Origin of the sequence: Brevibacillus sp. B_LB10_24, from assembly GCF_046036945.1 — a bacterium.
Lineage (GTDB): Bacteria > Bacillota > Bacilli > Brevibacillales > Brevibacillaceae > Brevibacillus_C.
Genome location: NZ_JBJQOQ010000020.1, coordinates 69,565 through 90,960, shown reverse-complemented (window position 1 = coordinate 90,960; position 21,396 = coordinate 69,565). Strand labels below are relative to the sequence as shown.

Sequence of the window (21,396 nt, the reverse complement as noted above, 5' to 3'; positions counted from 1 at the left end):
AGGGTCACTTTTTTCAAAGTGTCCTTCTTATGGGTCACAGTTCAGTGTTGAGGAACCAGGTCTTTTTTTATGAAAAACGTCAAGACGTTTTTCATAAAACTTGGATGTGACCGCGTGCGGTCAACAAAACGGCCATGCCGTTTTGTTTGCGCCGGAATATGATGCTGCAGGGAGGTGAGGAACATGCGTACGGAAGACCCTGTCCCGATAAGTGAGGATCGATGTTGCAGGATGAAAAAACAGGAGGGAAGTCGTTTGTTCCTCCCTCATAGCGATACGAAAGAGGAATAAAGGTTCCCTCCTGCCAAAGCGAGGAGGAACCCAACATGTTGAAAAAACGCGATAAACTCAAAGCGCCTTACCAAAGCACCCAACTGTTGATGGAGATCGCGAAAAGCGATCCGGCAACTGCTGCGGATATCTTGGGAACGGATATGGGCGGACTGCTTGAATGTGAGGCGCAGAACAGGCTTGCGAAATACGGAAGAAATGAAGTCGCACACGAAAAGGTGCCGGCTTGGTATTGGCAGTTTTTGTTAGCCTTTCACAATCCATTTATCTACGTGCTGCTGGCCCTTGGCATCATATCCCTCGTCACCGGCGATAGGGAAGCGGCGATTGTGGTGTCTGTGATGGTCGGGCTCAGCGCGGTGATCCGTTTCTGGCAGGAGTTTCGTTCCCAAGCTGCTGCAGAAAAGCTGAAGGCCATGGTGAGAACAACAGCAGCGGTTTTGCGAAGGGATTCCGAGGGTGACGGAAATGGCAAACGGGAATTGCCCATCGAGGAAATCGTCCCTGGAGATATCGTCTTGTTGTCGGCAGGAGACATGGTTCCGGCCGATGTCCGTCTGCTCTCCTCCAAAGACCTGTTTGTCAGCCAGTCGGCATTAACAGGGGAAGCGCTGCCGGTAGAAAAATACGATGATTATATGGCGATCGGCGATAAATCCTCCAAAGCCCGCAAGCAAGGAGTAGAGTACACCCCTTTGGAGATGCAAAATCTCTGTTTCATGGGAACGAATATCGTCAGCGGAACGGCAACTGCCGTAGTGGTGGCCACAGGCGAAAGAACACATTTGGGAGCGCTGGCGAAAGGGATTTTGGGCAAACGGGAAGAGACCAGCTTCGACAGAGGGGTGAACCAGGTAACCTGGCTGTTGATAAAATTCATGCTCGTCATGGCCCCGGTGATTTTCCTGCTTAACGGATTCACCAAAGGAGATTGGACGGAGGCTTTCTTCTTTGCGATCGCAGTGGCGGTGGGGCTTACGCCGGAAATGCTGCCGATGATCGTCACGGCAAACCTGGCAAAAGGCGCTGTAAAAATGTCGAAGAAGAAAGTCATTGTGAAGCGGCTTAACGCTATCCAAAATATGGGTGCCATGAACATACTCTGCACCGACAAGACCGGGACGCTGACAGAAGATAAAGTCGTGCTGGTTCGCCATCTGAATGCAGACGGGAAAGAGTGTGACCGGGTATTGGACTTGGCCTACTTGAACAGCTGCCATCAAACGGGATTGAAAAACTTGATCGATCAGGCTGTGATTGAACGCAGGGAAGACGGCCAATTGGCCATGGGAGAAAAACGCTTCGAAAAGATCGATGAAATCCCGTTTGACTTTGGCCGCCGCAGAATGTCCGTCGTAGTCGCAGATGAGGCAAACAAGCATCTGCTCGTCTGCAAAGGGGCCGTAGAGGAAATGCTGGCTATTTGCACGACAGTGGAAAAAGACGGACGGCTGGAGCCGATCACCGAAGCAATTCGCACGGAAGTGCTCCGGCTGAGCAAGGAACTAAACGAGGAAGGAATGCGTGTCATTGCCGTCGCCTACAAGGAAGGCCGGCGGGAACGGGCGGAGTATACGGTGGACGATGAGAGCGACCTGGTGCTGGCAGGTTACATCGGATTTCTCGATCCGCCGAAACCTTCAGCCGCTGCTGCCATCCAAACGATGAAAGAGCATGGCGTCGAGGTGAAAATCCTGACGGGCGACAACGAGGTAGTAACTCGCAAGGTGTGCAAGGAAGTCGGGATCGACCCGGGGCGGCCGGTCCTGGGCCATGAGATTGAGAGCTTGAATGACGCCCAGTTGGCCGAATTGGCTGAACAGACAACCGTATTTGCGAAGCTAAGCCCATTGCAAAAATCACGTGTGATCAAGATTCTTCAATCGAAAGGGCATACGGTCGGGTACATGGGGGATGGCATCAATGACGCCGCGGCGCTGCGCGTTGCCGACGTCGGTATTTCTGTGGATTCGGCTGCCGACATCGCCAAAGAATCATCAGAAATCATCCTGCTGGAGAAGAGCCTGGCGGTATTGGAAGAAGGAATTATTGAGGGACGCACGACGTTTGGCAACATCTTGAAATACATGAAGATGACGGCCAGTTCCAACTTTGGAAACGTCTTTAGTATTTTGGCAGCCAGCGCATTTATTCCGTTTCTTCCGATGCTGGCCTTGCACTTGCTGATTCAAAATTTACTGTACGATTTATCTCAGCTTTCCATTCCGTGGGATAAGATGGACAAGGAATTTTTAGTCAAACCCCGCAAATGGGATGTATCCAACCTGCGCCATTTCATTATCTGGATTGGACCGATCAGTTCTGTTTTTGACATTATTACATTTATTGTCATGTGGAACGTTTTTCAGGCCAATACTGTTGAACAGCAAGCGCTGTTTCACTCCGGATGGTTTGTCGTCGGTTTGCTGACGCAAACCTTGATCGTGCATATGATTCGCACAGAAAAAATCCCGTTCATGCAGAGTGTGGCAGCGGCTCCAGTCCTGTTGCTGACAGCGGTCATTATGGCTGTGGGCATCTACATCCCGTTTTCGCCGCTGGGTGAAGCTGTCGGCTTGCCGCCGCTGCCGCTGAGCTATTTCCCGTGGCTGGCCGGCATTTTGCTTGGATATGCATTATTGACACAGTTCTTTAAAAAGATCTATATGAAAAAGTTTCATTCTTGGTTGTAAAGAGAATCCATGTCTATGAAGGAATGCCCTCGACCCGTAGGGGTTGGGGGCATTGTATGACCGAGATGATCGCCGATGGAGGCTTGTCACAGGAAGAGCTATGACTCCCCGTCTTTTTGCGAGCGGCCAGCACTTTCATCCAGCTGCGCAAGCCGGTCCAGGACTAACTGCACCGCAATCGCGTCATCGAGATAGCCGATCGGAAAGACGTAGTCGGGGATGATGTCGGTTGACAAGATGAAGTAGAGCAAGGCGCTGCCGATCAGGGCACGCTCCGTTGGCGTTACGCTCTTTGAGCAAAAGAGCTCGAACATGTGCTTCAACTGGTCTATGAACGGTCCGGCTCCGCTTACCTGTTCTACTTTTGGCCGAAAGTCCTCGAGAATGATTCGCTGTCCTTCCTCAGTCAACGCGTACTTTTCGTATTTGATCAGTTCTTGCCGAACCCGTTCCGTGGTGAACTGCTGGTCTAATAAATTGGAGGAAACGAGGACCTCCTGAATGGTGTCCACCGATTCGTGAATGTCGGAGGGTTTTCCGCTGTTTTGCCTGCCCACGTCAAAACCGGCTGCTTGAAACAGCCGCTGCGTCGGCACGCCGAGATGGCGGGCGAATTGCTGCAGGTGATCCGGCTTCGCTTGCTGTTTGCCGTTGGCGATTCGCGAGATGGTCGCCGTATCGATACCCGTAAGCGCGCTTAATTTACGCATCGAGAGCGAGCGTTCTTTCAGCAATGTCTTTAACATCGTACCAAGATCGACATCTGTTTTTTCGAAAGACATCTCTGGTCACTCCTTACGGATATTGATGAACAAGAGCGTTGAATTTTTCTCAACAGTTTAGGGAGGGATAAGCACATTTTCTCAACACTCGCAATACAATGGCTAAAAAGTGTTGGGAGTGGTATTTCAAATGGCTTGGCTGCTCATTTTGGGTTTTACCATTTCATCAAGCATTGACAATTTAGGGGTAGGGATTTCTTACGGCATCAGGGGCATCCGCATCGGTTTGCTGTCCAATCTATTGATTGCGGTCATCTGTTTTCTCTTTAGTGAAGCAGGCATCACCTTTGGACTGTGGCTGTCGAAGGTTCTTCCCGGCATATTTCCTGCCCTGGCCGGAGCCTTCCTGCTGTTCATCATCGGGCTACGCATCATTTTATTAGCCGTTCCGCGCAAAAAACAGGCTTCGACAGAAGGCGGCGCTGAGGAAGCACCAGCCAAGGGGTTTAAGGCCATACTGAAAAATCCGGAAATCGCCGATGCAGACAAATCCGGGGAGATCGGATTTGGCGAGGCGATTGTTCTCGGGATCGCCCTCTCCGCCAATGCCCTTACCAACGGACTGGGTGCGGGGCTGCTCGGATTGTCCCCCTTGGCCATATCGTTAATGGCTGCTATCGGGAGTTTCGTTACAGTTTGGGCAGGAGTGGTATTAGGTTCCAAAGTGGCATCTGTGCGGATCGGTTCCTTCACGCTCGGCCAATTCGGAACCCTCTTAAGCGGTGTCATCCTGCTCGTGATCGCGTTCAATGCCCTGTTCTAGAGATGGGGGGTTTTACTCCTCGTCTCTACATATTACTATGGACATATGGTTCCTATGACAATGAGAAGGGCATCCGCCCGAGATAGGGAGTGAATCGGTTGCGACCACCCGTAATCGGGATTGTGACTTCGAAAAAGTTTTTCCCGGGAAACACGTTGGATCAGTATATGTACGTGTCTACAGGCTACATCGAGGGAATCGCGAGGACCGGCGGAATACCGGTCCTGCTGCCGCTCATGAATCGCCCGGACGCCCCTGTCCGCGAAATGGCGGCAGCGGTGGACGGCATCATCCTCAGCGGCGGGGAGGATCCGGCGCCGCATCTGTACGGCGAACAGCCGCTGCCGGGATTGGGGGAAGTCGATTACGAACGGGACTTGGCCGAACTGGCTTTGATCAAGGAGGCTGTCGCATTGAAAAAGCCGCTGCTGGGGATCTGCAGGGGGATGCAAATCCTCAATGTGGCACTCGGCGGCACGCTGCTGCAGGATATACCGACCCAGGTGGGCGGAGCGCTGCAGCATGCGCAAAAAGGCTCCCGCCAGTATGGAGCCCACAGCGTTCACCTCAGCCCGGGATTTATTCTGGACGCACTCGGGCAGACGGAGGTGCTGGTCAACACCTCCCATCACCAAGCGGTAAAAGCGGCTGCGCCGGGACTTCGCGTCACCGGGACGGCACCGGACGGGGTGATCGAGGCGATTGAGAGCGACGACGCCATGATCGTAGGGGTGCAATGGCATCCGGAGCGGATGTGGGCACATGATGACAGGATGCTGTGCATTGCCAAGGCGTTTGTGGAAAAAGTGATGAAAAACAAGGGGGACTGTCTGTGATCGGGACGGTCGTTATTTTTCCGTAAGCCGAGTACAAGAGAACGCCTGAATTGACGGCCTGCAGCAGGATGAAGCTGTCACTCCTGAGTGAAAAACGCTTCATAATCCTCTTTTGGGTGCTCGCCTACGATACGCTTTACTTCCTTGTCGCCCCGGTAGTGGACGACAGTGGGGGTTCCCTCGATGTTGTAGAGATCCCAGCCGTCGCTGTACTTTTGAATGTTCAGCGGAAACAGCGGCGTGTTTGTTTTTTCAGCCAGGGGAATCATGTACGGCGCGACGTTTTGGCAATATTCGCAATTGGGCTGATAAAAGTAAACGAACGTATCTTCATTCTTATTCAGTTTTTCTTGCAGTTCAGACAGCGAAATCTGATTTTTGTACAAGTCCGTGCTCCGGTTAAACTGAACCGCCATCAGGCTGGCAATGACGGCGACGATGACGACGAGCACGCCCATACCGATGACAGCATTTTTCGTCTTTGCCCGCAACGGGTTTCCCTCCTCTTATGCAGCAATGGCTTCAAACGTCCCTTGCGCTTCCACAAGGGACGTTTGATGGCATAGGTATTTTTGACGTTTAATGGTGGCCCTGGTGCTCATGAGCCGAGCCGGAATTGCTTTGCGAATCGTCGCTGTGCAGACTTTCGCCGGGTTGTTCTTCGCTATGCTGCTGCTCCGGTGTTGCAGATGTTCCGTGATCGGCGTGGTCGCCCTGGACCGCAAACTCCTGCTGCTTCATCGTGTGCATTTCCCGGGCTGTCACGTGATACATGACGAAGTAAGTTCCCGCTTGCGGCAGTTGTTTATCGGCTGTGTAAACGCCTGATCCCCTTCTTTGCGCGGCGAGGAATTCATGCTGGTCCTGTCCTTTTTGCCAGACTTCAAATTGCACGTCGGTCGCATCGTCTACGAACTCGTCAGCCTGGGTCACGGTTACGGAGAAGGTAACCGTGTCGCCTGCTTTGGGGGTCTCAGGGGTGAGCTTTAACTCCGCCTTCAGAGGAGCGGGGGGCTGGATCGATTCCGCTTTGGAACAAGCTGTCAAAAGTACAAGAGCAGACAACATTAGCATGAATGCCTTTTTCATTTTCAACTTCCTTTCCCGACTAACTTGTCGATCGCCGACAGGATTTCATTTGTATCAAGGCTTGCTCCCATTCCGAATTTTTCGCGGATGTTGTTGTTTTCGTCTACGAGGTAAGTGATGGTGGAGTGGGAGATCAGTCCGCCATCCGCCTTTTCCGAGTAAAACTGGAGAGCTTGCGTAACCTCCTTGGTTTGGCCCTCCGTCCCTCTCAGGATCGTCCAACCGCTTTGATCCATCTTGAGGCGCCGGGCGTACTCTTCCAGTATCTCCGGTGTGTCGTTTTCAGGGTCGATCGTGATCGTGACGAACTCTACTTTATTTCCGAAGATGCCCTGTTTTTTCAGCTGTTCCTGCAGCTCTACCATCTTCATGGTAGTGACCGGGCACACGTCAGGACAATGCGTATAGATGAATTCCAGCAATCGCACGCGGCCGTTCGTTTCCTGCAGCGGATAAGCTTGCCCCTGGATTGTGTTCATCGTCACGTCGGGCAGTTGATTGCCCGCGGATCTGGTATTTCCCCACCAGACCCAGAAGAAGAGCCCGGCGAATACCAGGACGATCAGGATCACGATCAGCAGGTCGGCTTTCTTTTTATTCCAACCGGTCTGTCGGACGACCATTTGCCGTCTCCTCCTTTCCCTTTGTTTGTCTATGTCCTTTGCGGATCAGGAGAATCAATATCGATTGGCGAATCGATCGTATCGGTCGTCTTCTCTTTGTTAAACCACTTGAAGAAGTTGTAGGCCAGAGCCGAGCTGTAGGCCGCCTCCTGAATGAGCTTCATCAGCACGCCGCCCAACTGCTGGTCGTTGATGATAGAAAGCGAGGTCAACAGTTTGGGGCCGCCGTCCAGGTTCGCGGTAAAAAACGGCGAGCACAGCATCAGCGGGCCGTTTATATAGGTGGAGTAAACGGGCGTACCGGCGAAGACGATCAACCCGCAAGCCGGCAGCAGCAATGCGCCGTTGATAAAGATGTAGGCCATTTTGCGGAGTTCGGAAAGTCTGTTCATTTCCGGAACAGGGCAGAGCACCGGGAACCACATCAAGAATGCGGCGGCGATCAGGGTAAAGTGAAAGAAATTGTTCAGCAGGTAGTTTTCCATGACCTTATCGAAGATGCCGGGATAATGATAGAACGAGAACGTCATATTGAAAAACAGAACGGTAAAGATCGGATTGGTCAGCACAGCAGCAGCCTTTCTGACTATACTGGGCCGAAACGCGGCGCGGAACACCCAGACGGGGGTGCCGAAATAGATCAAAGGCGGCATGATGAAATACAAAAGGGATTGCTGAGCCATGTGAACGCTGAACATGTAATGCCCGATCAGGTGAAGCGGACTGCCCATCCCGATGTAGAAGAGCAGCAGCCCCAGGAAAAACAATACTTTTTGATACAGTTTAACTGGAGCCGAGTCTGGGAAGTAATCTCGAAACCGGGTGATCACCAGCACGTAGGCGGTCGCGATAAACAGCGTGATCAGGATGACATCGGGACTCCAAACGACCTGAAAGCCGTAGTAGGATAAGAAATCTTTTAACGCCATAAGCAAGACCCCATTTCTAAAATTGGCTGATAGAAAGGTCCAGTGTTACTTGAATGCTTTGATGTCCTTGACAATGGTATCATACGGAGGGTTAAGACCGTCGTATTTTCTTACTATTTTCCCCGTTTTATCCACTAAATAGAAGGTAGTCACGTGAATCACCTGATCGGAGTCGGGCTCTTTTTGCAGCGTGGCTTTAAAGGCGTTGTAGGAGAGCTCTTCGATCTGCTCGGGCGTGTATCCCGTCAAGAAGTGCCACTGGTTAAAATCGGCTGAGAATTTTTCGCCGTAGGCCTTGAGCGCATCCGGAGTGTCATTTTCCGGGTCGACACTGAACGAGACGATGTCGGCCTCAACCCCTTTTTCCTTCAGCTTCTGCTGCAGTTGAGCCATGTTGGCCGTCATGGGCGGGCAAACGGTTCGGCAGTTTGTAAAGATCATATCGGTAATCCAGACACGACCCTTCAGGTCGGAGAGACCGAATGGACTGCCGTCTTGATTCGTATAGGTGAAGTCCGGGACATACCAGTCCAGCTTGGACAGGTCGCTGGAATCGGACGACGAGGATGAATTTGCCCCTGTGAGGACAAATACCAGGCAGGCTGCCCCGATGAGCAGCAGCACGCCGATGAAGATGAGTACAGTCGGTTTGGCTGTATTGGTTTTCGACATGGTGATCTCCTCTCCTAATAGATCCGTGCTACCTATATTATAAAAGTAAGCCGGTGCAGACCGATGACTCTTTTGGGCTATTTGCCCCGAATAATGTGCGGTGTTCACAAAAACGTCTAACTTGCCGTCTGCGGCCTTGCAAATTTGCGTATTATCATAGCCCTGGGGAGGTGGCTGCCATGACATACCGGAAATGGAAAATCCGGACTATCCTTTTGCCGCCGCTGATTATTGGCGGATTTGAATTCATTCGGCACGGTATTCTGCTGAATTACCTGTCGATGGAAGCTGGGAACTATTATATTACTCTTCTTACCCTATTGCTATCGTATATCTTTGCCACCAAGATGTTTCAAACCATCGAACGGATGAACAAGCGGCTGGCTGAGCTGCAGGCCAGGAGGGCCGTCTACGAGGAGCGGGAAAGGCTGGCCCGCGAACTGCACGACAACATCGCGCAGACGCTGTTTTTGCTGAATGTAAAAGTGAAGCAGGGGCGTCTTGAAGAAGCCAAAGCGGCGATTACGGAAATCGACAACAACCTGAGGCAGGCAATCTTTAACCTGCGTTCATCCCCTGATGAGGGGGCGTCGCTTGCTGCCCGCATCAACACGTGGCTTTCCGAATGGAGTCTCGTAACCGGGATTGAGGTGAAACAAGCGCTGGATGAAGTAGACGGCTTTTTTTCGCCGAATGAGGAAGTGCAGTTATTCGGGGTGATACAAGAGGCGTTTACCAATATCCAAAAGCATTCGCGGGCTAGTCAGGCAGCCATCCGGCTGGAGATCGGACGTGAGGGCTGGCAGCTGGCGATTACGGACAATGGCCGCGGCATTCGCCTGGAAGATGCGGACAGGCAGCGGTACGGCCTGACGATGATCAGGGAGCGGGCGGAAAAGCTGGGGGCGGCTTTCAGGCTGGACAAGGCCAAAGCAGGCGGCACGGAACTGATCCTGACCGGCGGCATAAAAAGCTAGCACGAAGCTGTCACGAGCTTAGATGACGCCGCTGCCGCCAGGATCAGTCCAAAGACGGCAGTGCAACCGCAACCCGGGTGCCTAGTCCCGGAGAGCTCTCGATGATCAGCCCGCCTCCGTGCAGCTGGATGATTTCCTGGCAAATCGCCAGGCCGAGTCCGCTGCCTGGCCGTTTGGAGCTGCCCTTGTAAAACTTCTCCGTCACCTTCGGCAGGTTCTCCGGGGGGATGCCCTCGCCGTTGTCCGCGATGACGATGCGGATTTCCCTGTTACGATGCTCCGTGGCGACCTGTATCTCTCCGTGTTCCGGCGTAAATTTGAAGGCGTTGTCCAACAGGTTGACAAATACCTGTTTCAACCGGTTTTCGTCTCCATTTACCATAAGCGCTCCCTGCTGCAGGCGGAAGTAGAGGGCGATGTTTCTTCGTCTCGCATGAGAACTGTACTGATGACGAATGTCTTCCAGCAGGGGTTTTATGTCGATCGGCTGGCGGTGAATCGCCATTTTGCCTGTGTGGAACTTGGAAAAATCGAGCAGCTCCTCGACCAGGCCGCCCAGGCGCTCTGTCTCCTTGGCGATGACCTCCAGGCCCTGAATGGTCTCCTCATGGTCGTCCAGGCTGCCGGAGAGAAGGGTTTCGCTCCAGCCTTTTATCGAGGTGAGCGGAGTTCGCAGCTCGTGGGAGATCGTCGAGATAAAATCGTTTTTTAGCTTTTCCGTTTCGCCCAGCTCGTCGGCCATGTAATTAAACGTCTCGGCCAGCGTCCCGATCTCGTCGTCGCTGCGCTTGACGGCCCGCCTGGTAAAGGAGCCCTTTGCCATCTGCCCCACGATCTCGGTCAGCTCCCGGATCGGATTGATGATCCTGTTGGCCAGCATCAGGCTGACGGCAAAAAAGATGATGACGACCAGAAGACCGATCAGGATGGCAGCCAACGTGACTTTTCCGACCACTTCATCCAGTGCTTCCGCCGACACGGTGTACCGCAGCGCACCGACTACCTTTTCCCCGGCTTTCAGCGGATTGGATACGGCGATGATCCGCTCTCCGGTCTCTTTGTTTCTGCCAGTCCAGATTCCTGTCTTTCCCGACAAGGCAGCCGTGACGTCAGGAGTGTCGACCTGTTTTAAGGAGGCGAATCCGTAAGAATCCAACAGCAGATTCTTCTGCGGGTCGATGATCTCTACCTTGGCGATTTCGTTTTGGGAGATGTTCTCCAGAATGGATTTGGCCCTGTCCTTGAGCCGGTAATCCTCTACGTAGTGGTTGTAAAAAGAGGTCGAAGTGGTCGCCCGGTTGGCCAGTGCCTGCGTAGCAACCCCGTAATAGTACTGCCGGACGGTAAAGATAAACAGCCCCTCGAGAATCAGCACGATGGTGAGGATAATCATGCTGAAATTAAATACCAGCTTTCCCTTAATCCCTTTCATCCGCATGCTGTTTCCTCCAGAGGTAGCCGTATCCCCACACAGTTTCGATGTATTTCGGATGAGACGGATCGTCTTCGATCTTTTGCCGGATCCGCCTGATATTCACATCGACGATCTTCAAATCCCCCACGTAAAACTGCCCCCACACAGTGTTTAAAATATCGTCGCGGTTCACCGCTTTGTTCAGGTTTTTCGCCAGCAGCGTCAGGATGGCAAATTCCTTTGGCGTCAGCTCAATCTCCTGATACCCTTTGAGCAGCTTCCGCTCGTCCGGGTAGAGGGTAAATGGTTCGACCTTGATGCCTCCCTCTTTGCTGCCTTCCGGATCCATCCTGCGCAGGAGAGCCTTGACCCGGGCGACCAACTCGGCGGGACTGAACGGCTTGACGACGTAATCATCGGCTCCGGCTTCCAGTCCGTGTACTTTGTCCAGCTCCTGTCCCTTAGCCGTCAGCATGATAATCCCCATGCGCGGATCGTTCTTGCGCAAGGTCTCGCACACTTCAAACCCGCTAATGCCGGGGAGCATGACGTCGAGGATGGCGATCCGGATCCCGCTGTCCAGCCTGGCAAGCTCCAGCGCTTCCTCTCCGGTCGAGGCCTCGGTTACGGCAAAGCCGTGCCGCTTCAGGTTGATCTTGACAAAATCGCGGATTGATTTTTCATCTTCAAGCAAAAGAACCTTCATTTCCATCACCTTTATTTCAGTTCAACAGCCGTTCTTTTCATTGTAGACTGCGGGATTGCAAAAGTCGTTACAAATCGGAAACATGGGAAGCGTAACATAGAACAGAGCCCCGCCAAAAGGGAGAAACCTTGGAAATTCGCGGAATCGGCGGGCCGTGCCGTTTGCGGGCACAAGAAAGGGCACTCCCGTTCGCCGGGAAGTGCCCATAGACGTCTTACAGTTCGTATGTGTCTCCAGGAGCGAGCGCAGCACCCTTGATTCCTTTGGCCTCAAGGTCTGAGACGAATTGCTGCGGGTTTTGTTCGATCACCGGGAACGTGTTGTAATGGATCGGGATGACTGCTTTGGCCCGGACCCATTCGGCTGCCTTCAATGCGTCGCCAGGTCCCATGGTGAAGGTGTCCCCAATCGGGAGAAAGGCCAGATCGATGCTGTGTTTTTCGCCGATCAGCTTCATGTCGCCGAACAATCCGGTATCCCCGGCGTGGTACAAGGTCTTGTCGCCGAGCGTGAGGACGAATCCACCCGGCATGCCCATATAAATGATGTTTTTCTGATCGTCCAGGACGACTCCGGAGCTGTGGAATGCCTGGGTCATTTCGACACGTCCGAAATCAAAGGTGTAGGATCCGCCTAAATTGAGCGCAAAGGTGGAGGCGCCCTGCCAACTCATGTAGTTTGCCAGCTCGAAGGTGGCGATGACCGTCGCGTTGTTGCGCTTGGCAATCTCGGCGGCATCGGCGATGTGGTCGGCGTGGCCGTGCGTGAGCAGCACGTACTGGACCTGAATGTCTTCCGGCTTTGCCTTGGCTTGCGGGTTCGGGGAAAGAAAAGGATCGATGATGAGGGAAGTCTCCTGATGGGTGATTTGTACACACGAGTGACCGTGGTAAGTGATTTTCATTCCGCTTCCTCCTTCTTTTTACGCGTTTACACCTAACCTTGATTATAGATGGGAAAAAAATCCTGTCAACTTTCGTTAAGTGGCTGCAGGCAGGTTTTTGTCGCGGTAGTACTTGCTGCGGATCTCGGCGACGACTTCCTCGCCCCGTGTAGCCACCTGTGGAATGGCAAAACCGATAAAAAGCGGAGATGTGATAAAACGGGGAACCACTTTTGCCACGATCTGACCCTCGAACTGATAAAAAAAGAGATTGTAGCTGTTGCAGTTTTTATGAAAATCAGTTAATGCGTAGTGGGCTGCCGTCTGAATATAATCCGCCATCTGATCCAGTCTTTCAAGCTGGGACAAGATCACGTTAAACTCGAAAAATCCCACCCGGGGCCTGGTCGAAAGGTTAAACTCCACCCCCGGCATCCGGTCGATGACCAGCCCTTCGAACTGGGATGAATCAAGCTGATTTCTGTAGTCGATATGCTTCAGGCCGACGATCTGCATATGCGGATGGCGGATGGTGCCGCCCGAATACGGCCCGTGGTTTTTGAAGAAAAGAACGGAGGCGTACTGTCCGCTGCGCTCCATTTCCAGCCATTTCTCTACGCCGAAGCGGATCAGCTTGTGCAAATGTTCCTTTTTATAGATGGACAGCTCTGATTCGCATTCGTCAGTCTCGATCAAGACGGTTTGAAAGGAGTCCTGCAGGACAGGGTACTTGTTCTTAACGAGCAGAATCGGTCCGTGTTCCGCCAATATCTCATCCAACTGGGTCCGGTCGCAAAAAGGGCATTTGGTGTCTCGATTGCGAATGCTCTCCGGTTTTTGCGAACCGATCCGGGTGTCAAAGAGAAGATGTGTAAATGAAGAGGACATGTTTTCACCCTGCTTTGTGTAATGAAAGGATGTGACGAAATTATGATAATTATAGCGCAAATTCGTGCCAAGAGGAATGAGTCGGGTGCCTGCAGGCATGTCCTGTTTTGCTGTGCAGCTTATCTGATCGGCTGGTAGCCCAGCTGCTGCACCGCGTGGGCGATCACACGGTGTCCCTCCATATTGGGATGCTTGTGATCGAGGAACAAGAGGTGCGACTCCTGCCCCAAAAACGCCGCATAGACCGGCGCGATTGCGGTCTGTTTGTCAACCAATCCGTCAAATGCCCCATTGAAGCGCTTCACCCACTTCACGGCAAACTTCATATCAGGAAACGGATTGTACAGTTCCAGGTAGCGAATCATGTACGGGGAGGAAGCGTCGTTTTTTATTTTCTTGATCGTACCGTGAATGGCTTCCAGATTGATTCTGAAGTTATGAAATACCCGTTCAAATACAGCATCCTGGGACCTTGTAAAAAAGTGGCTGCTCGCCTGCAGCAAATCGTTTCCCCCGATGGAACAGGTGATGATCTGCGCGGAGGCGATTGCTTTTTGCATCTCGGTTTTTTTCCGCAGGAGCTGCAAGAGCTCCCTGCTGGTAATTCCTGACTTCCCGACGTTTTGGAAGACGATGCGGGCCTGAAGGTCCTTTTTCAGGGCATCCCTGAACTGATAGGCAAATCCGTAGTTGAACAAGGCCCCGATCCCGACTGTGATGGAGTCGCCGATGGCGGTGTAATGAATGGGAGGTGTTGGCAAAATAATCACCCCGTTTTTTCCGTTAAAGTTTGCTTCGTCCTGTTGCCATCGTATGAGGATTGGTGAAATTGGACACAGGTGAATGCGCATTTCGGCAAAAAAAATACTTGCATAGGCCAGATTTTCCACTATAATATTGTTTCGTGTAAGAAATTTTCTGCTCCGAAATAAATCAAGAGGAGGGAGGAACGTTGGGAAAAGCGGCAATCATCCGGGATCTACTGCGGAATTTGAATAAATTGATGGGGCTGATTGTTTCGAAAGAATTGGCCGAGTTCGGCTTGACGATGCCGCAAATGATGGTTTTGCGCTGCGTTATGAATGAGCGGAAGACGATCGGTCAGATCAGCTGCGAGGTTCAGCTCTCCTACAGCACGGTCTCAGGGATTATCGATCGTCTGGAGAGGGATAATTTCGTGCAAAGGTCGAGGGACCATGAGGACCGGCGGGTAGTGTGGATTACCAAAACAGATAAATTTGCCCAAATAAAGAAACAAGTTCCGCTTTTTCAGGAAGAGTACTACTCACAAATGCTGCTGGGTCTCACAGATAGCCAGCTAGACAACACCATTACAACACTGCAAATGTTGACAATTCAATTGGAGAAGAAAGTAGAGGAGAAACCATGAAGAGAAAGATCGTACTTTTCGTGATCCTGATCGTGATGGTCCTGGCGGGAGGTGGGATCGGCTACTACTACTGGTATCAAGGTGCCAACTACGTTTCTACAGAAGACGCCCGCATCTCGGGTGACATCTACCGCGTGATGCCGAGAATCTCCGGAAAATTGACCAGCCTGTCGATTTCCGAAGGTGACACTGTAGTCGCTGATCAGATCGTCGGTCAGCAAGACACAACCAATCTGCCGACGAACCAATTGGAAAACGCCACTCTGCGCGCTCCAATTAGCGGAAAAGTGATTAAGACAAACGCCAAAGTAGGGGAAGTCGTTTCCCCGGGCCAGGCGGTAGCCATGGTCGTCGATGAGAGCAAGCTGTACATTCAAGCCAACCTTGAAGAGACGGAAATGCACAAGATTCGTCTCGGACAAAATGTAGACTTTACGGTTGACGCCTTCCCGGGACAGAAGTTCCACGGCAAGGTAATGGAGATCGGCCAAGCGACCAACTCCACCTTTTCGCTGTTGCCGGCGACAAGCACTAGCGGCAACTTCACCAAGGTAACGCAGCGCGTTCCGATTAAAATCTCGATTGATGCGAATCCAGATGCCCACCTGTTCGCGGGTGCGAATGCTGTGATCAAAATCCATTTGAAAGGAAATTAAGGTGACGTACATGATAAAGAAAACTTATTTCAATTCGTTTGTCGTGTTTACGCTCCTTTCCGCTTCTGCGTTGATTTTTACTGGTTGCAGTGATCCCAGTGCAAGCGCCAGCCAGCAGGACCTGCCGGCGGTACAAGTAATCAAGGTGGCCAGTGCCGGAAGCAGCGGCCTGATGGCAAGCGGGAAGGTCGCCCCTTTTCAGTCTGTTCAAGTCGTATCGAAAATCGCCGGCAAAATCGCCGAAGTGAAGGTAGACGAAGGGTCGAAAGTAACCAAGGGGCAGACAGTGATACAACTGGAATCGGATGATTACGTCCAGCAGGTGCAGCAAGCAAGGGCGGGAATCTCCGGAGCCGAGGCGCGTTTGGCCGATTTGAAGGCGGGCTCCCGTTCCCAGCAGATCGCCCAACTGCAAAGCGGCGTGGACCAGGCGAAAGCAAGTCTCGACACCGCGCAAAAAACATACGACCGGATGAAATCGCTGTTTGATTCCGGAGCGATTTCCCAGGCCGACCTGGATAAGGTGGCGCTTGATTTGGAGCGTGCCAAGGCCGGTTACGACCAGGCGAAAGCGCAGCTCGACCTGGCACAGGAAGGAGCGACGCCAGCTTCGATCCAGGCGCTTGCCGCAGAGGTGGAACGCTCCCGTACGAGTCTGAACATAGCGGAGACGGCACTGGCCAACACCGCGATCAAAGCGCCGATTGACGGAGAAGTCGTCAGCCGGGCAGTCGATCCGGGGGAAATGGCCCAGCCGGGAGTAGCGCTGATGACAGTGGTCAGCATGAACAAGGTAAAAGTCGAGGCAAGTGTTCCCCAGGAGCAGATCAATCAAGTCAAAAAAGGTTCCCATGTAAGTGTGAAGGTGGATGGATTGCCTGACAAGACGTTCCAGGGGACTGTCGATTTTATCAGCCCGGTCTCCGATCAAAACAGCAGCACTTTCCCGGTTAAAGTGATTGTTGACAACCCGGATGGCTTGCTCAAGGCGGGGATGGTGGCGCAAGTCTACTTCACCGACAAACCGGAAGAGCAGCGCATTGAGCTGCCTGCTTCAGCACTGTTGACCAAAGATGGGAAAACCTACATTTTCAAGGTGGACGCCGGTGTTGTGCACCAAGCTGAAGTGTCTACCGAACCGAAAAATGCGGATTGGGTATACGTAAAAAGCGGAGTACAAAATGGCGAACAAATCGTACTTAACCCTGGCGACCAGTTGACTGACGGCAGCAGCGTCCGGGTTCAGTAGGAGGCGATCGCGTGTCTCAAGCGAAAGAAAACAGCAGTCAGGTAGGTTCAGAACAGTGGTTAGCGCTTGTGGCAATCATCATTGGTACGTTTGTCGCCGTTCTTAACAGCAGTCTGCTCAACGTCGCTCTGCCCAAGCTGGTCACGGTGTTCGGCTCGACCACGGATACCATGCAGTGGGTCTTGACCGGATACATGCTGGCTTCGGCTGTGGTCATTCCCCTGAGCGGTTACCTTGGCGACAAATTTGGCTATAAGAGGATTTTGCTGTTGTCCATCACCGGGTTTACGGCAGGCTCTTTCTTGTGCGGATTTGCCTGGAGCGATAGCAGCATGATCGCCTTCCGGATTCTCACAGGACTTGCCGGCGGGCTGATCATGCCGGTGGGGATGTCGATCATCTACATGATTATTCCTCGCGAAAAGATCGGGATGGCGCTGGGACTATGGGGGATTTCCTCCATGTCCGCGCCTGCCATCGGGCCTACCCTCAGCGGTTACCTCGTCCAGTACTTCAGTTGGCGCCTGCTTTTCTTCTTAAGCGTGCCGCTGGGAATCGTGGCGATTGTGATGATCTCGATCCTGCTCAAGGAGACGCCGAAAAAGCCAAATGCGTTCTTTGACAAACTGGGTACGGTGTTGTCAATGATCGCCTTTGGGACGATTCTGTTGGCACTGAGCAAAGGCCAGTCAGAGGGATGGACCTCCCTGTACATTGTCAGCTTGCTGTTTACCGGGTTTTTCAGCCTGATTTTGTTCATCTGGGTGGAACTCGGCCAGGAACAGCCGTTGATGGATTTGCGCTTGTTCAAGATTCCCGAATTCAGCCTGAGCGTCATCTCCTCGGGACTTGTCACGATGGGGATGTTCGGGGGGATCTTCCTGATGCCGATCTACCTGCAGAACATCCTGGGGATGTCGGCGATCCAGACAGGTCTTCTGTTGATGCCGCAATCGATTGCGATGGCATTGATGATGCCGCTTAGCGGGAGGCTGTTTGACAAGGTGGGCGTGGTTCCACTGGGAATCGTCGGATTGACGATTGTCGGGATTACCACTTATGATCTGCACCTTCTGGAAGTCAACACGCCAACCCACTGGCTGAACATCCTGGTGACGATTCGCGGTATCGGGATCGGGCTGTGTATGATGCCGCTGTCTACCGTCGGGATGAACGCGGTGCCGAAGCACCTCGTCGGGAGGGCATCTCCGCTGTCCAACGTGATCCGGCAGGTGCTGGGCTCGCTGTCCATTGCCATCCTGACGGCGATCATGACGACTCGTGCGACCTGGCACGGAGCCGTGATCGCAGAAGGCGTCTCGGTGACGAACGATACCGCCAATCAAACGCTGCAAGGGCTCTCGGCGATGCTGGCCCAAGGCGGGCTTGACGCGGCTTCGGCGCAGGCGGCGGCGATGTCTACGCTGGGAGGCGTGATTCAGCAGGAGGCGATGGTCAGGGCCATTGGCGATACCTTCTTCATCTCTGCGATGCCAGTGTTTGCCTGCATCCCGCTTGTGCTCTTCTATTTAAGAAAAAAGAAGGCACCTTCTGCACCGGTTCCGGCGCCGGCGCCGGCATCCGTGCCGGCTCAGAAGCCGCTTGAAGCAGCTCCGGGCAACTAAACTTGCATAGATTAGATTGCGAGTAAGGAAAAGCGGGCTGACCTTCTATCCGATGTGAACGGTGTTTCAATATCAGTTACGGCAAAAAACGAAGGGCATGTGCGAAACATGCCCTTTTGGTTTACATTCACTGAGTGCCTCCGAAAAAACGCCCTACCCCGTGCAGCTTTTCCAGGATGACAATGAACAGAACAGAGATGAAAATCACTACACTTGAAACGGTGGCAACCAACGGATCGTAGGCATCCTGCATGTGCGAAAAGATCTCGATGGGCAGGGTTCTGGTATCCGTGGAAACCATGAAGAGCGACACCGTTACGTTGTCAAACGACGTCAAGAAGGCAAAAAGCGCACCTGACAAAATGGCCGGACGAATGATAGGCATGGTCACCTTCCAAAATACTTTGGCAGGATTTGCCCCCAAAATCATCGCCGCCCGCTCCAGCGTATAGTCAAAGCCGTTCAATCCAGTCAGCACGTAACGCATGACGTACGGAACACTGATAATGATGTGCGCGATGAGCAGCCCTGTCGATGTACCTGCCAGCATCATCGGGGTGAAATAAATCAGGAGAGCTACCCCCAGTACCAACTGCGGTACGGTCAATGGCGAGGTTAAGAATGAGATGATGTACGACTTCCCCGGTAAATCGTATTTGGCAATGGCCACTGCACTCATCGTCCCCAGGACCACCGAGATGACGGCGGTGATCAAGGCGAACTGAACACTATTGAGAAAGGCGCTGACAAATTCCGGTCTGTTTAACAATTTGGCATACCATTCAAGCGAAAATCCTTGCGGCGGAAAGCTGGGGAAGCTCGCTTCCGTGAATGACGCCGGAATGGTCACCAAAAGCGGAATAATGATGTACAGAATGGCAAGTCCGGTAATGACGATTCTCAGTTTGGCAGCCAGCTTCATTTTAGCGGAACACCTCCCTGAACTTGCCTCTTTCGAACATGCGGGTAACCACGGTCACCGAAATCAGGGTGACGCCAAGCAGGACATAAGAAATGGCCGAGCCGTATGTCCAGCGGAGCAAATTAAGGATCTGATCGTAGGCCACAACCGGCAGCATCGGCACATTGGCCCCTCCCATCAGCGCCGGCGTAACATAAGCGCTCATCGACATACTGAAGACGAGTACACTGCCTGAAACGATTCCCGGAAGGCTTAGTGGCAATGTGATCTTTAAAAAAGAACGAACAGGACCTGCTCCGAGAATGGAACCTGCTTTGACGAGAGAGGGGTCAATATTATAGAGGTTCGTTGCAATGGCCAGGATCATGAAAGGCAAATAGGCGTTGGATAAGCCAATGACGACACCTGTTTCTGAAAACAGTAATTTCACTGGCGAATCGACAAGTCCCGTCGCCATCAACAGCTGGTTAACCGTTCCGTTTGGCGACAACAGCAAAAACCAGCCAAAGTTGCGAACGACAATGCTTACCAAGAGCGGCGATGCGATCAGCAGGGTCAACCATCCTCTTACCCGAGGAGAGCATTTCGACAAGGTGAGGGCGACAGGATACCCGATTAACAAAGAGACAATTACGGTGTAAAGGCTTATCTTAACCGTTAGCCAGAGTGAGGATAGATAGTAAGCGTCGGTAAAAAACAGGATGTAGTTTTCTATGCTGTAAACGGCATTAGCGGTATCCAATCCCTCTGTCTTTATAAAGCTCAGGTAGAGGATATAGAGCATTGGTACAAGAAAAAAACCGATAATGAACAACATCAGAGGAGACATGAGCAGAAAAGCAGGAATGAACTTCCGCCAATTTCTGCGCTTCTTCTGCACCGCGGCGGATGACAAGTCGGCCTCTGTTATTTGATCAGCATCATGTCTGATGACTTCCATCCGATTGTCACCTCGCTCCCTTTGGTCCAATTCGGATCAATAGCGGAACACAACACTTGAAACAGATGATCCTGCCAAGCGACCTCGATCTCCCAGGAAGTACCCAGGTAATTCATCTGACTTACCCTTGCCTTATGTTGATTCTGCAGTGGCGATGATGAGCCGCCTGCAACGATCTCTATTTTTTCGGGGCGTATGTAGAGTTTTACTTCATCTCCTGCCTGATAGCCGGACTCACTCCGCATCTTGTTTGCCGCATCCACCATCACGAGCGAACCGTCCTTCAACTGCACCTGAACCGCTTGCTGATCCAAAGATTTGATTTTCCCTTGCAAGGAATTTGACTTCCCTATAAATTGGAAGACAAATTCGGACTCCGGGTGTTCATAAATCTCTGTAGGTGTCCCTGCCTGTTCAATCTTCCCTTGATTCATCACGATAATCCGATCTGACATGGATAATGCTTCTTCTTGATCATGCGTGACAAAGATCGTCGTTACCCCTATCTCTTTCTGCAGCCGTTTAATCTCGGCGCGCAGCTCGTGGCGCAGTTTCGCATCCAGATTGCTCAGCGGCTCATCAAGCAATAGCAGCTTCGGCTGAACGACAAGTGCGCGGGCGATAGCGACACGCTGCCGCTGACCGCCAGACAACTCGCGTGGATAGCGGCCGTCCAAGCCCACCATCTTAACCAGTTCCAGCGCTCTTTCTATGCGCTGTTTTTTCTCCGACTTTGCCACCTTGTGCAGGGAAAGGCCAAAATCCAGATTTTCATACACCGTCATATGCGGAAACAAAGAGTACGTCTGAAAGACCATTCCCAGGTCACGCTTGTAGGGAGGAACCTTGTTCATCTTCTTCCCTTTAATAAAAACATCCCCCTGGTCGAGGTCGATAAAACCGGCAATGACGTTCAGCGTAGTGGTTTTTCCGCACCCCGAAGGGCCGAGCAAGGTGAGGAGCTCACCTTGCTTCACCTCCAGATCAATTCCGTTTAAAATCACGTTTGCTCCATACGACTTGTAGGCGTTGCGGATCTCTACGTCTTTTGCAATTGTCGTTTGCATC

General features: G+C 52.3%; 22 protein-coding genes. 8 read left to right on the top strand and 14 right to left on the bottom strand.

Going from position 1 to position 21,396, the window contains the following annotated elements; all coding sequences use genetic code 11:
• The first annotated feature begins 326 nt into the window (after positions 1-326).
• The gene (mgtA, locus tag ACI7RC_RS17785) at positions 327-2,984 is read left to right on the top strand and encodes a magnesium-translocating P-type ATPase (protein ID WP_408109555.1); all 2,658 of its coding nucleotides are present in this window, start codon (positions 327-329) and stop codon (positions 2,982-2,984) included.
• A 98-nt stretch (positions 2,985-3,082) separates the two neighbouring features.
• Here mgtA and ACI7RC_RS17780 read toward each other — a convergent pair whose 3' ends face one another.
• Positions 3,083-3,766, bottom strand: a complete 684-nt coding sequence (locus ACI7RC_RS17780) for a DUF1232 domain-containing protein (protein WP_408109554.1) — start codon at positions 3,764-3,766, stop codon at positions 3,083-3,085.
• A gap of 130 nt (positions 3,767-3,896) precedes the next feature.
• Here ACI7RC_RS17780 and ytaF point away from each other — a divergent pair, with 130 nt between their 5' ends.
• Together ytaF and ACI7RC_RS17770 are read left to right on the top strand one after the other, a co-directional pair.
• A complete protein-coding gene (gene ytaF / locus ACI7RC_RS17775) occupies positions 3,897-4,529 on the top strand; it encodes a sporulation membrane protein YtaF (protein ID WP_408109553.1) in 633 nt (210 codons plus the stop codon).
• A gap of 98 nt (positions 4,530-4,627) precedes the next feature.
• Positions 4,628-5,365 (top strand): gamma-glutamyl-gamma-aminobutyrate hydrolase family protein, encoded by a 738-nt coding sequence (locus ACI7RC_RS17770; protein ID WP_408109552.1) that lies wholly within the window; start codon positions 4,628-4,630, stop codon positions 5,363-5,365.
• 77 nt (positions 5,366-5,442) lie between these two features.
• On the opposite strand, the gene ACI7RC_RS17765 is transcribed toward ACI7RC_RS17770, so the two are convergent.
• From ACI7RC_RS17765 to ACI7RC_RS17745, 5 genes are all read right to left on the bottom strand, one after another.
• Positions 5,443-5,856 carry a thioredoxin family protein gene (locus ACI7RC_RS17765; protein WP_408109551.1) on the bottom strand — a complete coding sequence of 138 codons (414 nt, stop codon included), beginning with the start codon at positions 5,854-5,856 and terminating at the stop codon, positions 5,443-5,445.
• 88 nt (positions 5,857-5,944) lie between these two features.
• Positions 5,945-6,454: a FixH family protein gene (locus ACI7RC_RS17760; RefSeq protein ID WP_408109550.1), complete on the bottom strand. Its 510-nt coding sequence runs from the start codon at positions 6,452-6,454 to the stop codon at positions 5,945-5,947.
• A gap of 2 nt (positions 6,455-6,456) precedes the next feature.
• Positions 6,457-7,077 (bottom strand): SCO family protein, encoded by a 621-nt coding sequence (locus tag ACI7RC_RS17755; protein WP_408109549.1) that lies wholly within the window; start codon positions 7,075-7,077, stop codon positions 6,457-6,459.
• 29 nt (positions 7,078-7,106) lie between these two features.
• Complete coding sequence (locus ACI7RC_RS17750; protein WP_408109548.1) at positions 7,107-8,006, bottom strand: cytochrome c oxidase assembly protein; 900 nt, start codon at positions 8,004-8,006, stop codon at positions 7,107-7,109.
• A gap of 45 nt (positions 8,007-8,051) precedes the next feature.
• Entirely contained in the window at positions 8,052-8,678 is a 627-nt protein-coding gene (locus tag ACI7RC_RS17745) for an SCO family protein (protein WP_408109547.1), read from the bottom strand.
• Between the two features lie 179 nt (positions 8,679-8,857).
• Between ACI7RC_RS17745 and ACI7RC_RS17740 the strand changes: the two genes are divergently transcribed.
• Positions 8,858-9,655 carry a sensor histidine kinase gene (locus ACI7RC_RS17740; protein ID WP_408109546.1) on the top strand — a complete coding sequence of 266 codons (798 nt, stop codon included), beginning with the start codon at positions 8,858-8,860 and terminating at the stop codon, positions 9,653-9,655.
• 43 nt (positions 9,656-9,698) lie between these two features.
• Here ACI7RC_RS17740 and ACI7RC_RS17735 read toward each other — a convergent pair whose 3' ends face one another.
• The 5 genes from ACI7RC_RS17735 to ACI7RC_RS17715 form a co-directional block, all read right to left on the bottom strand.
• Positions 9,699-11,093: a sensor histidine kinase gene (locus ACI7RC_RS17735; RefSeq protein ID WP_408109545.1), complete on the bottom strand. Its 1,395-nt coding sequence runs from the start codon at positions 11,091-11,093 to the stop codon at positions 9,699-9,701.
• Complete coding sequence (locus tag ACI7RC_RS17730; RefSeq protein ID WP_408109544.1) at positions 11,074-11,775, bottom strand: response regulator transcription factor; 702 nt, start codon at positions 11,773-11,775, stop codon at positions 11,074-11,076. Before ACI7RC_RS17730 ends, ACI7RC_RS17735 begins: the two co-directional genes overlap by 20 nt.
• A gap of 214 nt (positions 11,776-11,989) precedes the next feature.
• Positions 11,990-12,679 carry a metal-dependent hydrolase gene (locus tag ACI7RC_RS17725; RefSeq protein ID WP_408109543.1) on the bottom strand — a complete coding sequence of 230 codons (690 nt, stop codon included), beginning with the start codon at positions 12,677-12,679 and terminating at the stop codon, positions 11,990-11,992.
• A 75-nt stretch (positions 12,680-12,754) separates the two neighbouring features.
• Positions 12,755-13,546: a DUF4931 domain-containing protein gene (locus tag ACI7RC_RS17720; RefSeq protein WP_408109542.1), complete on the bottom strand. Its 792-nt coding sequence runs from the start codon at positions 13,544-13,546 to the stop codon at positions 12,755-12,757.
• Between the two features lie 119 nt (positions 13,547-13,665).
• Positions 13,666-14,307, bottom strand: a complete 642-nt coding sequence (locus tag ACI7RC_RS17715; protein ID WP_408109541.1) for a GDSL-type esterase/lipase family protein — start codon at positions 14,305-14,307, stop codon at positions 13,666-13,668.
• Between the two features lie 191 nt (positions 14,308-14,498).
• Here ACI7RC_RS17715 and ACI7RC_RS17710 point away from each other — a divergent pair, with 191 nt between their 5' ends.
• Genes ACI7RC_RS17710 through ACI7RC_RS17695 form a run of 4 tightly spaced genes read left to right on the top strand, consistent with a single transcriptional unit; the run spans position 14,499 to position 18,466 of the window.
• Positions 14,499-14,936, top strand: coding sequence for a MarR family transcriptional regulator (locus ACI7RC_RS17710; protein ID WP_408109540.1), 438 nt, complete (start codon positions 14,499-14,501; stop codon positions 14,934-14,936).
• A complete protein-coding gene (locus ACI7RC_RS17705; RefSeq protein ID WP_408109539.1) occupies positions 14,933-15,592 on the top strand; it encodes an efflux RND transporter periplasmic adaptor subunit in 660 nt (219 codons plus the stop codon). Before ACI7RC_RS17710 ends, ACI7RC_RS17705 begins: the two co-directional genes overlap by 4 nt.
• 10 nt (positions 15,593-15,602) lie before the next feature.
• Positions 15,603-16,841: an efflux RND transporter periplasmic adaptor subunit gene (locus ACI7RC_RS17700; RefSeq protein WP_408109538.1), complete on the top strand. Its 1,239-nt coding sequence runs from the start codon at positions 15,603-15,605 to the stop codon at positions 16,839-16,841.
• 11 nt (positions 16,842-16,852) lie between these two features.
• Positions 16,853-18,466, top strand: coding sequence for a DHA2 family efflux MFS transporter permease subunit (locus tag ACI7RC_RS17695; RefSeq protein ID WP_408109537.1), 1,614 nt, complete (start codon positions 16,853-16,855; stop codon positions 18,464-18,466).
• 127 nt (positions 18,467-18,593) lie between these two features.
• On the opposite strand, the gene ACI7RC_RS17690 is transcribed toward ACI7RC_RS17695, so the two are convergent.
• Genes ACI7RC_RS17690 through ACI7RC_RS17680 form a run of 3 tightly spaced genes read right to left on the bottom strand, consistent with a single transcriptional unit; the run spans position 18,594 to position 21,395 of the window.
• Positions 18,594-19,388 (bottom strand): ABC transporter permease, encoded by a 795-nt coding sequence (locus ACI7RC_RS17690; protein WP_408109536.1) that lies wholly within the window; start codon positions 19,386-19,388, stop codon positions 18,594-18,596.
• 1 nt (position 19,389) lies between these two features.
• Positions 19,390-20,328 (bottom strand): ABC transporter permease, encoded by a 939-nt coding sequence (locus ACI7RC_RS17685; RefSeq protein WP_408109535.1) that lies wholly within the window; start codon positions 20,326-20,328, stop codon positions 19,390-19,392.
• Positions 20,295-21,395 carry an ABC transporter ATP-binding protein gene (locus ACI7RC_RS17680; RefSeq protein WP_408109534.1) on the bottom strand — a complete coding sequence of 367 codons (1,101 nt, stop codon included), beginning with the start codon at positions 21,393-21,395 and terminating at the stop codon, positions 20,295-20,297. The genes ACI7RC_RS17685 and ACI7RC_RS17680 overlap by 34 nt, the downstream gene beginning before the upstream one ends.
• Position 21,396 lies beyond the last annotated feature (1 nt).

Coding starts and splice junctions, on each gene's coding strand:
- mgtA (WP_408109555.1), top strand. CDS start 327: ATGTTGAAAAAACGCGATAAACTCAAAGCGCCTTACCAAAGCACCCAA.
- ACI7RC_RS17780 (WP_408109554.1), bottom strand. CDS start 3,766: ATGTCTTTCGAAAAAACAGATGTCGATCTTGGTACGATGTTAAAGACA.
- ytaF (WP_408109553.1), top strand. CDS start 3,897: ATGGCTTGGCTGCTCATTTTGGGTTTTACCATTTCATCAAGCATTGAC.
- ACI7RC_RS17760 (WP_408109550.1), bottom strand. CDS start 6,454: ATGAAAAAGGCATTCATGCTAATGTTGTCTGCTCTTGTACTTTTGACA.
- ACI7RC_RS17755 (WP_408109549.1), bottom strand. CDS start 7,077: ATGGTCGTCCGACAGACCGGTTGGAATAAAAAGAAAGCCGACCTGCTG.
- ACI7RC_RS17750 (WP_408109548.1), bottom strand. CDS start 8,006: ATGGCGTTAAAAGATTTCTTATCCTACTACGGCTTTCAGGTCGTTTGG.
- ACI7RC_RS17745 (WP_408109547.1), bottom strand. CDS start 8,678: ATGTCGAAAACCAATACAGCCAAACCGACTGTACTCATCTTCATCGGC.
- ACI7RC_RS17740 (WP_408109546.1), top strand. CDS start 8,858: ATGACATACCGGAAATGGAAAATCCGGACTATCCTTTTGCCGCCGCTG.
- ACI7RC_RS17735 (WP_408109545.1), bottom strand. CDS start 11,093: ATGCGGATGAAAGGGATTAAGGGAAAGCTGGTATTTAATTTCAGCATG.
- ACI7RC_RS17730 (WP_408109544.1), bottom strand. CDS start 11,775: ATGAAGGTTCTTTTGCTTGAAGATGAAAAATCAATCCGCGATTTTGTC.
- ACI7RC_RS17725 (WP_408109543.1), bottom strand. CDS start 12,679: ATGAAAATCACTTACCACGGTCACTCGTGTGTACAAATCACCCATCAG.
- ACI7RC_RS17720 (WP_408109542.1), bottom strand. CDS start 13,546: ATGTCCTCTTCATTTACACATCTTCTCTTTGACACCCGGATCGGTTCG.
- ACI7RC_RS17705 (WP_408109539.1), top strand. CDS start 14,933: ATGAAGAGAAAGATCGTACTTTTCGTGATCCTGATCGTGATGGTCCTG.
- ACI7RC_RS17700 (WP_408109538.1), top strand. CDS start 15,603: ATGATAAAGAAAACTTATTTCAATTCGTTTGTCGTGTTTACGCTCCTT.
- ACI7RC_RS17690 (WP_408109536.1), bottom strand. CDS start 19,388: ATGAAGCTGGCTGCCAAACTGAGAATCGTCATTACCGGACTTGCCATT.
- ACI7RC_RS17685 (WP_408109535.1), bottom strand. CDS start 20,328: ATGGAAGTCATCAGACATGATGCTGATCAAATAACAGAGGCCGACTTG.
- ACI7RC_RS17680 (WP_408109534.1), bottom strand. CDS start 21,395: ATGCAAACGACAATTGCAAAAGACGTAGAGATCCGCAACGCCTACAAG.